The sequence below is a fragment of the Actinocatenispora comari genome (assembly GCF_017312725.1).
GTDB classification, from domain to species: Bacteria; Actinomycetota; Actinomycetes; order Mycobacteriales; family Micromonosporaceae; genus Actinocatenispora; species Actinocatenispora comari.
In genome coordinates this window covers 1-13,310 of sequence record NZ_BOPO01000084.1, presented here as the reverse complement: position 1 = coordinate 13,310, position 13,310 = coordinate 1, and the positions used below count along the sequence as shown (strand labels likewise).

The window sequence follows — 13,310 nt, the reverse complement described above, 5'->3', positions numbered from 1 at the left end:
TGAAGGGTGCCGGCTGCGGCGACGCGTCGGGTGCTCGAGTTCTCCCGGGCCGCCCTACTGGCAGTGGCTGGCCGAGCCGATCAGCCAAGCATGTGGTCACCGGCCACAGCATCGACCCCCACACCCGCTCACCGCACAGAGATCTCGGCCGCCCTACCGCCAACCCCAGTTCCATGGGCACCCGCCACGCAGCCGACCCGCATACAAACCATGCGCTCGATCGTCGACGCCGTCGATGACCATCAGGGAGTCAGCGGGACGTGTCGTCGCATGCCGCGCGACGCCGCGCGATGTTGCGGGGCATCACCGACTCTCGGGCACCCCTCGGGCGCTCCATCGACGATCTTCGAACATCCAGGGCGTGCGAAGATGATCTCTGGGTAAGCAAAAACCCAGGTCAAACGGTACGTCTGGCCTGGGTTGGTGGTGCGCCGTCAGGGACTCGAACCCCGAACCCGCTGATTAAGAGTCAGCTGCTCTGCCAATTGAGCTAACGGCGCAACGGGTAAGAACTTAGCATGCCCCGGCGGGCGGCACGAAACCGATACCCGGGTCCGGGCCGACCCGGGTATCGGTGGTCCGCGTTCAGCTCGACTTGTCCGGTTTGACCGGCGGGTCGGCCGGCGTGTCGAGCAACTCAACCTGCGCCAGTACCAGCGGCGCTCCGCCGGTGGTGGCGGTCACGTCGAGCCGGTACCGGGGGTACGAGCCGGGCTTGGCGACGGTGAACGGCCGGGTCTGTCGGCGCCAGGTGAACGTCTCGTCGCTGCGGGTGTCCAGGACCGTCCAGTCGCTGCCGTCGGTCGAGCCGGACAGCGTCCAGGCGACCGGGTCGCCGTGCTCGGCGGTGCCGGAGGTCAGCGTGTAGTGGGTGACCTTCGCCGCCGTGTCGAGCCGGTAGTCGATCCTGACGGTGGCACCGCCGAACGTGGCCTGGTCGGCCGAGGTGTCGTTGGCGAGCGTGCCGACGTCGGTGCCGTCGCTGGCGCTGGCGTCGGCGTCGCCGGTGACGTCGGTGAGCGGGGTGGCGATCTCGGTGCCGGTGGTCAGGGACGGCGGCGCGGCATCGGGGCCGCTGCCCCACCGCGACGGCGTGGCGGACATCGTGAAGTCCAGCCGGGCACCCCGGGCGAGGGTCGCATGGTCCACAAAGGACTTCTCGTACCGCTTTCCGTTGACCCGAAGGCCGCGAACGTACACTGTGGACACCGAGTTGCCGGGAGCGTTCACGACCAGGTCGTGCCCGCTCTCCAGGTGCACGGTCACCTTGCGGAACAGCGGCGAGCCGATGGCGTAGCGGGGGCTTCCCATCTGCAGCGGGTAGATGCCGAGGGCGGAGAAGATCCACCAGGCGGACATCTCGCCGTTGTCCTCGTCACCGCAGTAGCCCTGGCCGATCTCGGAGCCGATGTAGAGCCGCTGCAGCACCTCACGCACCTTCTGCTGGGTCTTCCACGGCTGCCCGGCGTAGGTGTACATGTAGGTGATGTGGTGCGACGGCTGGTTGCTGTGGCCGTACTGGCCCATCCGGACGTCGCGGGCCTCCAGCATCTCGTGGATGGTCCCGCCGTACGAGCCGGGATACTGCGCGGTTTCCGGCGTGCGGAAGAACTCGTCGAGCTTGGCGGCGAGCTTGTCGCGCCCGCCGTACAGGTTGGCCAGGCCGTTGCCGTCATGCGCGACGTGGAAGGCGAAGTTCCAACCGTCGGTCTCGGTGTAGTCGTTGCCCCACACCCGCGGGTCGTACTCGTTGGGTTCCAGCCGCGGCTGATGCTTGGCGTCGAAGCCCTGGAAGAAGCCGATCGCGGGGTCGAACAGGTAGACGTAGTTGCGGCAGCGGCGCAGGTAGTAGTCGGCCTCCTCGGCGTAGCGGCGGGCCTCGGCGCTGCCGGCCTTGGCGCGCTTGGCCAGCGCGGCGGCCATGTTGCCGATGCCGAAGTCGTTGAGGAAGCCCTCCAGCGCCCAGGACACGCTCTCCCCGGTGCTGTCCGGGGTGTAGCCGAGGAAGATCGACGTGGCCAGGCCCTTGCGGCCGATGGCGCTGCTGGTGGGCGCGACCGACGCGTTGCGCACGGCCGCGTCGTACGCGTCCTTGGGGTCGAATCCCTGCACGCCCTTGAGGAACGCGTCGGCGAACGCGACGTCGGAGCTGGTGCCGGTCATCAGGTCGGCGTAGCCGGGCGAGGACCAGCGGGAGATCCAGCCGCCGTCGAGGTACTGCTGCACGAAGCCCTGCACCAGTTCGCCCGCCACGCTCGGGTAGAGCAGCGCGTACGCGGGCCACGCGGTGCGGTAGACGTCCCAGAACCCGTGGTTGACGTAGATCGTGCCGTCGATGATCTTCGCGCCGGTCTCGGTGGCGGTGGCCTCCTTGACCGGCTTGGACACCGGGCTGGCGTAGCGGTACGTGGGCTGCCGGTTGGTGCCGACGTTCTCGAACCCGGAGTTCGGGTACAGGTTGAGCCGGTACAGGTTGGAGTAGAGCGTGGTGAGCTGGTCGGGCGTGGCGCCCTCGACCTCGATCACGCCGAGCCGCTTCTCCCAGGCCTGCCGGGCCCGTTCGCGTACCGATTCCAGGCTGTCGTGGGCGGAGATCTCCAGCGCCAGGTTGTGCTTGGCCTGCGCCACGCTCAGCAGCGAGGTGGCGATGCGCATGGTGACGCGATGCGTCGCGCCGGCGTCGAACCGGAAGAAGCCGGTGACGTCCTTGCCACCCCCGCCGGGCAGCATGCCGGAGTCGGTGACCGGGCGGTCGAACTCGGCGTAGACGAACAGCCGGGTGGCGCCGTCGGTGCCGACCCGTACGTCGGAGTAGCCGTGCAGGCTGCGGCCGTCGGCGTCGAGAGTGAGACCGCCGTCGTTGTTGACGTTGTCGAAGATCAGGCTGGCATCGCTGCCGGGGAACCGGAACCGGAAGATCGCCGCGTGGTCGGTCGGGGCCAGTTCCACCGCGATGCCGTTGCTGAAGGTGACCGCGTACCGGTGCGCCTGTGCGGTTTCGTCGTCGTGCGAGAACGCCAGCGCCCGCTTGTCGCGGTCGGCGTCCGGGGTGCCGCTGGCCGCGGACGGCATGACCTGGAAGGTCTGCCGGTCCCCCATCCAGGGACTCGGCTCGTGGCTGACCGAGAAGGCCTGCAGTTCCGGCAGGTTCGCCGCGTTGTTGGCCTTCTGGTACGCGTACAGCCAGCTGGTCGAGCCGGCGTCGGTGACGGGCACCCAGAAGTTGAACCCGTTGGGTACCGCGGTGGCCGGGATGTTGTTGCCGCGGGAGAAGTCGCCGGAGGCGTTGGTGCCGCGGGTGGTCAGCACGTAGTCGGTGGGCCGGGATCGGTTGTCCGACACGGGATCACCGAGCCGGACGTCGTCCAGCCAGCCGCGGAACTGCGCCGGCCCGGCCGGCTTGTCGTAGCCGAACAGGATCCGCTCGACCTTCTTGCCGGCGGCGACCGCGCCGACGTCGATCACCACCGAGTTCCACTGGTTCGGGTACAGGATGTTGCCGGCGCCCTGGCCGCTGGGCGAGGCGGCGATGCCGTGCTGGTCGAGCGCGGACAGCTGGGACAGGTAGGTGCCGTCGGAGAACGCCAGGTCCAGCGCCACGTAGGTACTGGCGTAGGACAGGTCACCGACGCCCATCACCGGGAACACCTTGTACGCCAGCCGCGTGTGCCGGCCGACGGTCAGCTCCACGTCGTAGATCTTGTTGTAGGCGTAGGCGTGGCCTTCGGCGGTGTGCTGGCCGGCGAACTCCAGCGAGGCGAGGCCGGTGAAGCCGACCTTCGGCCGGATGTTCGGTCCGCTCGCCGGCCCCGTGCCCACCGCGGTCAGCATGTCCTTCTGCGGTGGCGGCGCATCGTCCCCATTGGACAGTTGCAGGTCGGCCAGCTGCACGATGTCGCCGCTGCCGTTGGCGGTGACGTTCAGCCGGTAGTAGGTGTACTTGGTGGTGTTGTCGACGCTGAACTGGCGCAGCTGGTAGCGGTGGTCGAAGGTCTCGCCGGTGCGGGTGTCCAGGTCCGTCCACTGGGTACCGTCGGTGGAGCCCTGCAGGGTCCAGTTCTTCGGGTCGCGCTCGGCGTGGTCGTTGGCCGAGGTCAACGCGTAGGCAACGACCGCGATCGGTTCGGACAGCTGCACCTCGGCCCACGCGGTCGCGGTGAACGCGAGCCACTTGGTACTCGGGTCGGCGTCGAGCAGGTTCGCGGCGATCTCGTTGGGCGGGTTCTCCCCGCTCGCCACGCACTTGGTGATCTTGTCGACGATGCTGCCGGGAATGCCGGTCGGGGCGGCACCGGTCACCCCGGACATCCGCGCGGTGCCGTGCCTGTCGGTCTCCACCGTGCTGGTCCAGTCCAGCGGCCGGTCGTCGGCCTCGAACGAGGAGGCGAAGACCAACCCGCGGGCCGGCGCGTACCGGTCGGACACCGGCGACGCGGACGCGACCGACGGCACCCCTTCCGCCAACGCCACCAGGGATGCCCCGCTACCCACCAACAACGCTCTGCGTTTCACGCCGCGCCTCCATCGACCCGTACGGTTCGAGGACCGGCACGAACCGGCCCTCGCCACCCCAACGGTTGACGCACGAGGACAGGCCGGCATCAACCCGTAAGCACACAATCGGAATATGACAGCGTTGTCAAGATGCCCAGGTGACGGGGTTTTCCACCGCCCGGATCCGGGTGCCACCACAACCGGCACGAACCACGCGTACCGGATCGGAAAGCCCGCCCGAGCCGGCCGGACGACGTCAGGCGGACGGCGTGGTCGAGGCCGGGAACGGGGGCGTTCCGGCACCACCCACCCGGTACCGGCCCCACGGGTCGACGTCGGTGAGCGTGGTGGTGACCGAGCCGTACGGCGTGGTCAGCGTCAGGTTGCGGGCCCGCGCGGCGGCCAGCTCGGTGACCGCCGCGTCCGCGGCGAGCCGCCCGTACCACCGGTAGGCGCCGCTGATCGGCTCCAGCGCACCGCGCAGCTGGGCGCCGACCCGCACGCTGCGCGCGCCGTCGCCGAGCTCCACCTCGCCCCGGTACCCGTCGCCGTCGAACTCGTCTGCCCTTGTCTCGTCAGTCATCCTCGCCTCCGGAAAGCAGGGGCAGCTCGGGGTCGAGTTCGACGCCGCGGGCGCGCAGGTGGCCGTCGATGACGTACCAGATCGAGTCGCCGAGCGACTCGACCAGCCGACGCTGGCCGATCAGTCCGCGGTCGCCGAGCTCGTGCCGGCGCACCCACCAGTCACCGGCCGCCTCGACCATGCCGATCAGCCCGTACGCGATCGGTTCCACCGCGTCGTCGTCGACGCCGAGCAGCGTCATGTAGTGCCCGAGCAGGTCGGCGAGCTGCGCGGCGAACAGCTTCTCGCCGGCGGTGAACGCCTCCCGGCCCGCCGGCACCGCGGCGGAGCGGGTGGCGATCAGCCGGTACAGCTCGGGGTGCTCGTCGAGCCAGCGCACGTGCGCGCGCACCAGCGAGGTGATCAGCGCCCGCGGCGCGGCGCCGGAGTGCAGTGGCCGGGTCAGCTTGGCCAGCAACAGCTCCACCGCGCGCTGGGCGACCGCCACCTGCAGCTCGTCGCGGGAGTCGAAGTAGCGGTAGAGCACGGTGCGCGAGACGCCGGCCTGCTCGGCGATCGCGTCGAACCCCACGTCGATGCCGGCCGCCTCGATGGCCGCGACGGCCGCATCGATCAACTCGGCGCGGCGTTGCTGCCGGTGCGCGGCCCAGCGCCGGGCGCGGCCGTCGGTCTGCTGGCTACCAGTCACCCCGACAGCTTACCTGTGACGAACTGTCACACAATCCTTGACGTGGCGGTCGCGGCGTCGCATAGTGGTTGTGCGTGACATCGTGTCACAGACACCTCGGTGGCGAAGGAGGTGACCCGGGATGGTGACGGGCACCGATCAGACCCGGACCCGCGACCGGTTGCTCACCGCATCGGCCCGGCACAGCTACGATCCCGACCTCGACATCGACTGGTCGGCACCGGTACCCGACGGCGTGCCGAGCCTGCCCGAGCGCCGCGTCTCGCTGTACGGAACGCCGCTGTGGCAACGGCTCACGCCCGAGCAGCGCATCGCGCTCGGCACCCACGAGTGGTGCTCGATCACCCGGTTCGGCATCTGGTTCGAGACGCTGCTGATGCGCATGCTGCTGCGCGACATCTACCGCCGCGACCCCGGCAGCGACTACGTGCAGTACGCGCTGACCGAGATCGGCGACGAGACCCGGCACAGCATCATGTTCGCCCGCGAGGTCGAGCGGCTCGGCGCGAGCGAACACGCCCCCGGTACCGGGCTGCTGCGGCTCGGTGCGCTGTTCGGCGCGCTCGCCCCGCGCGGGCCGGCGATGTTCGCCGCCACCCTGCTCACCGAGGAGACCCTCGACCGGCTGCAGCGCGAGCTGATGGCCGACGAGACCCTGCAACCCCTGGTACGCATGACATCGCGCATCCACGTGGTCGAGGAGGCGCGGCACGTCAAGTTCGCCCGTACCGAGCTGGCCCGCCAGGTCGCGACCACCTCGCGCCCGACCCTGTTGCGGCACCGGCAGCTGACCGCGGCGGCCGCCTACGTGGTGTCGGCGAACCTGATCCATCCCGGCGTGTACGCGGCGGTCGGCCTCGACCCGCGGCAGGCTCGCGCGGTGGCCCGGGCGAACCCGTACCACCGGGAGACGTTGCTCTGGATGGGCAAGCCGGTCACCGACTTCCTCACCGAGGTCGGCATGATCGGCCGCCCCGGCCGCGGCCTCTGGCGCCGCTCCGGCTTCCTCGCCTGATCACGGAAGTCGAGGCGGATCGGGAAGTGGCCACCCGCTGCCCGACGGACCGGCGGCCCGACGCCCGGACGGGCGCTGAAAGCGGAGCAGGTAGCCGTCCGGGTCGGTGACCAGGAACTGTTCGACCCCGGCCGCCTCCGCACCGATCCGGTACCAGCGGGTCTCCGGCGGCCGGAACAGCGGATAGCCCGCCGCCGCGAGCCTGGCCAGGATCGGGGCCAGGTCGGCGACGGCGAGCTGCAGGTTGATGCCGCGCCCGAGTGGCGGTACGAGCGGACCGGTGATCCAGTCGCGCCCGGTACCGATCTGGTCGAGCATGACGTGCGCGGTCGCGAGCGACAGGTAGGCGAACCCCTCCTCCGGCCGCTCGTACTCGACGGTGAAGCCGCACAGGTCGCGCCAGAACCGCAGGCTGGCGGCGAGGTCGGTGACCGACAACTCTGGTACCAGCGCCGGTTCGTCTCCCACGATCACCTGGCCATGGTGACAGAGGTACCGGCGCCGGAGCGGAGTCAGCGGCCGGGCAGGTGCAGGGCGCGGCGGGCGAGGTGGAAGAACTGGTCGCCGCGCACCACCGTGTACGGGTCGGACAGCGACGCGGCGATCGTGGCGACGTCGCTGGGGTTCAGGTTCCAGGACAGGATCCCGATCGACAGGAACAGCGGCGCATCGCCGGACCAGCCGGCGGCCGAGGCCGCGATCGCCGCCTGCGCCTCGGCGACGCTGCTGGTCAGGTAGCTCACCGCCTGCGGCGTGTCGCGGTGCAGCACCGACAGTTCGGTGTGATCCGTCCAGTCCTTGAACAGCCCGAGTGGTCGCACGTCACGGAGGTAGCGCGCGGCCTCCGCGTCGGACAGCGGTACGTCCGCGCCGTCGATGCGGTTCAGGATCACCGCCGCGTCCATCCCGGTGCGCCGCATGTACCGCGCGGTCATGCCGGTGAACGCGCCGAGCGTGTCGTCCGGCCACGGCGACGGGTACGCGTAGCCGGCGCCGGACGGCCCGGCCATCAGGTAGTCGTTGCGGGTCGCGGTGCGCTGGTAGTAGCTCAGGAACACCGGTGCGGCGTCGATCAGCAGCGGGTTCGTCGACCAGTTCAGCGGTACCGCGCCACGGCCCGGGTCGTCCCACAGCTGCCGCATCTTGTGCTGGTTGTACTGCAGGTTGTCGCCCTCGGTCATCGAGAACGTGACGTACACGCGGTTGGCCAGCGGCGGTGCCGGCAGCGAACGCTGCCCGCCGGCGACCGGCGCCGGCGCCCCGCCGTACACGGTGAGGTTCTGCGAGTGGTCGGCGGCCAGCACGATCACGCCGTGCCGGGAGGTCAGCTCGGTACCGTCGCTCTCCCCGCCGACGCCGGCCGGCCACCAGCCGAGAAACGCCGTACCCGGCGCCATGTCGCTCATCACCCGCTCGCCGATCGCCCGCGACTCCGGTACGTCGGGGTGGATCCACAGCGTCAGCGCCCGGGTCGCGACCGCGTAGTCGCGCAGGTCGCACAGGGTGTTCTCCGGGTCGAGACCGACCAGGATCCGGTGCTCGGTGTGCGGCCACAGGGTGTCCACCGCCCAGGTGTAGGCGGCGATCTCGTCGGCGAACCGACCACGCAGGTCGGCCACCACCGGCAGGTCGCCGAGGCCGGCCAGCTGGTCGGGCGCGGCGATGATCGCGTCGTGCAACCCGGCGAGCGTGGTGGCGAGGTTGCGGGTGGCCGGCAGGTCGGGGTCGGTGACCACCACGCCGCGCACGACCGATCGGTGGCGGCGCAGCAGCTCGGCGGGCGAGGCGACGGTGCGGTAGCGCAGCCCGGCGGTGTGCAGCCAGGTCACGCCGCCCTCGTCGGCCGGGCGCAGGATGGCGATCCGCGGCCGGGCCCGGTTGACCAGCCCCTGCAGGCTCGCGACGAGCAGCTGGTCGGCGTCGCTGGCGTCGGTGAGGTCGATCAGGTCCAGTACGTCCGGCGCGGCGAAGTGCGGCAGCACCTGCCCGCGGGGCCAGTCGATGCCGGTACGGCCGGGTGCCGCCGCGGCGGGCCCCGACCCGGTGCTGGCGCCGAGTGCCGCCGCACCGGCGGTGGCACCGGCTCCGATCAGCAGCTGGCGGCGGGTGGGAAGGGAACGTGCCGAATCCGCAAACATCTACCTAACCCCTCGTCGACGGGATCCGCAGGTGATGTCCGACAACGTTGTCAAAGCATCGGAATCCGTGTCAAGATCCGGATGCCGGGCATCGGTGTGCAACCCGACACGGTGCCGCGCGGCCGCCGGCCACCGCCGACGGCCGCATCGACGGCCGGGCCGGGCGCACGGTCAGGGCAGGCTGGACACCGGCAGGGCGAAGAGGGTGCGCCCGCAGGCCTGGCCGTGGTCGGAGCACACCGCCGACGACCACTCGGTCACCGACCACACCAGCCCGGTCGCCCAGTCGTAGGTCAGCGCCTCCGGATGCATCCCCCAGCACGCCGGGGTACTCGGGTCACCGCAGTGCGACGGAACGCTGGCGCTGGTGGTCTGGTCGTACAGCTGGCCGTTGGTCACCGCCGAGGAGTGCGCGACGTACCAGTGGCCGTCGTGGCCGAGCACGCCCTGCATGTTGCCGACCCCGCTGCGGTACGCCTCGCTCGCGGCCACCGTGCCGCCCGACCCGGCGGCGAGCAGGAAGTCGCTGCCCATCGGGTACCGGTAGAGCCGGCCGTGCTTGGTCTGGTCGCTGAAGTACTCGGTGGTGACGATCGAGTCGGGCGAGGTGCTGCGGTCCAGCGACATCGAGGAGAAGCACGGCACCCCGGTGTCGGAGTCCATGTCGCAGGTGCCGCCGGCGTAGGAGTAGTAGCCGACCTGCATCGCCGCGTACTTGTACCCGTAGGCGGCGTACCCGTCGGACACCTTGCCGATCGCCGCGGCACTGCTGGACAGCTGCAGGATGTGCGTGGTGGAGAAGACCCGGATCGCGGTGGAGGTGTTGCCGACCGCGGTGACGTAGATCTTGTCGCCGTACCAGGCCATCCCGCCGACGTGCGCCTTCGCGGCGGAGAACGTCGACCCGGTGCTGTTGGGTACCGCCAGGTACACCTGCCGGAACGCCGCGGCCGACGGGGTGTCGTCGTTGACGAACATCAGCCGGGCGTCGTCGTAGCGGCTCTTGCCGTCCGAGCCGGTGCCCAGGCTCGACTCGCCGTGCCAGCCGGAGATGAGGATCTTGTCGGCACCCCACATGCCGTCGTCGTCGGCGTCACCGGAGGTGGTGATCGACTGCGGCGTCCAGGCACTGCTGCCGGCCCGGTCGGCGTCCCAGCACAGCTTCGTGGTCGCGGTCGGCGCGATCGGCAGCGCCGCCTGCTCCGCCGCGGTACAGCCGGTCATGGCGTGGTTGGCGTCGTGCACGACGGTGTTGGCCGACACGTTGGGCAGCGCCGCGTCCAGCGCGGACAGCGCCGCGGCCGGGGTGGCGTGCCAGACCAGGTTCTGCTTGGTGGTGCTGGTCAGCGGGTCGGAGTAGGCCGCCGCGGCGGGCGTGGCCCAGGTCAGCAGGGCCGCGACCAGTGTTCCGGTGGCGGCGAGGATGGTGGCGGTCCGGACAGTGCGCATGCAGCCTCCGTTCCGCGCCGGCGCGGGCCGGCGCACACCGCGGAACGCCCGGGGCCGATGCCGCCGGGCACCACGGGCCCGCATCGACGCCGCAACGCCGACACGGGCACGCGAACGGAACTAATGTGCTCTCACGAGAACAACCCTGTCAAGAAACACCGAAAGGTGCGATCTTCACGAGGTCTCGGCAACGTACGGCGCCGGCTCCGGGTTCGGGATCGCCCCGCCGTAGCGCCGGTCCCGATCGGCGTACTGCTCGCAGGCGTGCCACAGGTGCCGCCGGTCGAAGTCGGGCCACAGCGTCTCCAGGAACACCATCTCCGCGTACGCCGACTGCCAGAGCAGGAAGTTCGACGTGCGCTGCTCCCCGGACGAGCGGACGAACAGGTCCACGTCCGGGATGTCCGGCTGGTAGAGGTAGCGGGCCAGCAGCTTCTCGGTGATCCGGTCGGCGCGCAGCCGGCCGGCCGCCACGTCGCGCGCGATCGCCGCCGTCGCGTCCGCCACCTCGGCCCGACCGCCGTAGTTGACGCAGAACTGCAGCGTCAGCTTGTCGTTGTCGCGCGACATCTGCTCGGCCTGCTCCAGCTCGGTGATCACGCTGCGCCACAGCTTCGGGCGGCGGCCGGCCCAGCGGATGCGTACCCCCATCGCGTTCAGCTCGTCCCGGCGGCGGTGGATCACGTCCCGGTTGAAGCCCATCAGCCAGCGCACCTCGTCCGGCGAGCGGCGCCAGTTCTCGGTGGAGAAGGCGTAGGCCGACAGGTACTTCACGCCGAGCTCCAGCGCGCCCTCGATCACGTCGAACAGGGCCGCCTCGCCCGCCTCGTGCCCCTTGGTACGGGGCAGTCCGCGCTGCTTGGCCCAGCGGCCGTTGCCGTCCATGATGATCGCCACGTGCCGCGGCACCTTGTCCGCCGGGATCCGCGGCGGCCGGGCACCGGACGGATGCGGCGTCGGCGGACGGTAGTCCCGACGCAACCGAGGGCTCATCTGTGGCTCCTTGCTGAGAGGTCCTGTCGCGCCGCCGCAGGGATCACGGCGCGTGTCCGAGGCTAGCCAGCCTCCCCGCCGTCGACCGCACCGCCTCGACGGCCGGGCGGCCGGCACGGCGACCAGCGGCGGTCAGCCGCGGTCGACCAGCGGCAGCGAGCGCAGGCCGCGTTCCAGGTGCCACTGCAGCAGCGCGGCAACCAGGCCGCTGCCCTGGCTGCGGGCGGCCGGCTCGCTGGCGATCGCGGTCGGCCAGTCGCCGTCGGCCAGCGCCACCAGCAACCGGAGCGTCTCCGACCGCGGCGCCGCGGCACCCGGCGGCCGGCAGGTCGGGCACACCAGGCCGCCGGACGGCACGCTGACCGCCGGCCGCGAGTCACCGAACGAGTCGGCCGGCCGGCCGCACACCGCGCACTCGGTCAGCGCCGGCGCCCAGCCGGTCAACGTCATCGCCCGCAGCAGGTACGAGTCGAGGATCAGCGGCGCCGGCCGCTCGTCCGGCTCGCCCAGGGCGCGCAGCGCGCCGAGGGTCAGCAGGTACAGCCGCAGCGACGGCTCCTGCTCCTCCGGGGTGAACCGCTCGGCCGCCTCGGCGATCGCGCTCGCCGCGGTGTAGCGCGGGTAGTCCGCGCCGATCCGCTTGCCGTACAGCGAGATGCCCTCGACCTGGCTGACCACGTGCAGCGACCTGCCCTCCGCCAGCTGCACGTCCACGTGCCCGAACGGCTCCAGCCGGGCCCCGAAGCGGCTGGTGGTGCGCCGCACCCCCTTGCCGACCGCGCGCACCCGGCCGTGCCGGCGGGTGAACAGGGTCACGATCCGGTCGGCCTCGCCGAGCTTCTGGCAGCGCAGCACCACCGCGTCGTCGCGGTACAACTTCCTCGGAAAGGCCCGGCTCACACCGCCCATTGTTCCCCCCGCCACCGACAGCGCCAGTTCCGGTTCGCGCGGGTACTGGCACAGGCGGCGGGCAGTGCACAATGGCCGGGTGACCGAGCAGACCGGCCAGCGCGTGCCACCGGGCCAATCCGACATCCCGGTCATCCCCGGCTACTCGCGGCTGGAGCTGGTCAGCCGCGGCTCCACCGCGCAGGTCTACCGGGCGATCCAGGACCGGCTCAACCGGCCGGTCGCGATCAAACTGCTGCGCGTCGACGACGGCCTGACCACCGCCGAGCAGGTCGAGACCGAGCTCGCCACCACCGTCGCGCTGTCCGCGCAGCCGCACATCGTCAGCATCATCGACACCGGCAGCACCAGCATCGGCCGCCCGTACATCGTGATGGAGTACTGCGAGGGCGGCTCGTACGGGCACATCCTGGCCCGCGGTGGCCCGCTGCCGGTCAGCGAGGTGGTCGACGTCGGCGTGAAGGTCGGCGAGGCGCTGCAGGCCGCGCACGAGGTCGGCATCATCCACCGCGACGTCAAGCCGCACAACGTGCTGCGCTCCAAGTACGGTCCGGCGCTGACCGACTTCGGCATCGCCCGCGCCGCGAACGACCTGTCCGGCACCATCACGCTGCACAAGCTGACCCCGCAGCACGCCTCGCCGGAGGCGCTGCGGCGCGAGCCGCAGGGACCCGCCTCGGACGTCTACAGCCTCGCGTCGACGATGTGGAACCTGCTCACCGGGTACCCGCCGTTCGCCGACCCGGGCGACAACTCCCCCGACCCGTTCGAGTACCGGGACCGGGCGCTCCGCGACCCGCTGCCGCCGATGCCGCGCCCCGACGTACCGCCCTGGCTGTACGCCGAGCTGCTGCGGGCGATGGCCAAGACGCCGGCGGAGCGGCACGCCAGCGCCGGCGAGTTCGCCGGGGCGCTGCGGCGCGGCTGGCTGCGCAGCAGCGGTGAGCTGTCCACCCCCGGCGACGCCGCCCCGGCGCGAAACGGCGAGACACCGCACGCTCCCGCTGGTCCGGCTGCCGGCCCAGGTACGGCGGGCCCGGC

General features: G+C 71.2%; 10 protein-coding genes and 1 tRNA gene. 2 read left to right on the top strand and 9 right to left on the bottom strand.

The features are described 5' to 3' along the window. Positions 1-424: 424 nt before the first annotated feature. The 4 genes from NUM_RS21550 to NUM_RS21535 form a co-directional block, all read right to left on the bottom strand. Positions 425-500: transfer RNA gene (locus NUM_RS21550), tRNA-Lys, on the bottom strand. Between the two features lie 85 nt (positions 501-585). Continuing rightward, the gene (locus tag NUM_RS21545; protein WP_207126718.1) at positions 586-4,512 is read right to left on the bottom strand and encodes a GH92 family glycosyl hydrolase; all 3,927 of its coding nucleotides are present in this window, start codon (positions 4,510-4,512) and stop codon (positions 586-588) included. A gap of 238 nt (positions 4,513-4,750) precedes the next feature. Then, positions 4,751-5,077, bottom strand: a complete 327-nt coding sequence (locus NUM_RS21540; protein ID WP_207126338.1) for a DUF4873 domain-containing protein — start codon at positions 5,075-5,077, stop codon at positions 4,751-4,753. Then, entirely contained in the window at positions 5,070-5,765 is a 696-nt protein-coding gene (locus NUM_RS21535) for a TetR/AcrR family transcriptional regulator (RefSeq protein WP_207126337.1), read from the bottom strand. Before NUM_RS21535 ends, NUM_RS21540 begins: the two co-directional genes overlap by 8 nt. Before the next feature lie 121 nt (positions 5,766-5,886). Between NUM_RS21535 and NUM_RS21530 the strand changes: the two genes are divergently transcribed. After that, the gene (locus tag NUM_RS21530; protein WP_207126336.1) at positions 5,887-6,780 is read left to right on the top strand and encodes an AurF N-oxygenase family protein; all 894 of its coding nucleotides are present in this window, start codon (positions 5,887-5,889) and stop codon (positions 6,778-6,780) included. On the opposite strand, the gene NUM_RS21525 is transcribed toward NUM_RS21530, so the two are convergent. The 5 genes from NUM_RS21525 to recO all read right to left on the bottom strand — a co-directional run bounded on the left by NUM_RS21525 (position 6,781) and on the right by recO (position 12,260). Further along, complete coding sequence (locus tag NUM_RS21525) at positions 6,781-7,254, bottom strand: bleomycin resistance protein (RefSeq protein WP_207126335.1); 474 nt, start codon at positions 7,252-7,254, stop codon at positions 6,781-6,783. It abuts the gene before it with no gap. Positions 7,255-7,292: 38 nt separating this feature from the next. Next, positions 7,293-8,918 (bottom strand): GxGYxYP domain-containing protein, encoded by a 1,626-nt coding sequence (locus NUM_RS21520; RefSeq protein WP_207126334.1) that lies wholly within the window; start codon positions 8,916-8,918, stop codon positions 7,293-7,295. A 171-nt stretch (positions 8,919-9,089) separates the two neighbouring features. After that, positions 9,090-10,367, bottom strand: a complete 1,278-nt coding sequence (locus NUM_RS21515; RefSeq protein ID WP_207126333.1) for a hypothetical protein — start codon at positions 10,365-10,367, stop codon at positions 9,090-9,092. Positions 10,368-10,541: 174 nt separating this feature from the next. Further along, entirely contained in the window at positions 10,542-11,360 is an 819-nt protein-coding gene (locus NUM_RS21510) for an isoprenyl transferase (protein WP_207126332.1), read from the bottom strand. 132 nt (positions 11,361-11,492) lie between these two features. Then, positions 11,493-12,260, bottom strand: coding sequence for a DNA repair protein RecO (gene recO, locus NUM_RS21505; RefSeq protein WP_225918707.1), 768 nt, complete (start codon positions 12,258-12,260; stop codon positions 11,493-11,495). An 88-nt stretch (positions 12,261-12,348) separates the two neighbouring features. Here recO and NUM_RS21500 point away from each other — a divergent pair. Beyond that, positions 12,349-13,310, top strand: a 962-nt coding sequence (locus NUM_RS21500; protein ID WP_207126717.1) for a serine/threonine-protein kinase, incomplete at its 3' end; no start/stop codon positions are given.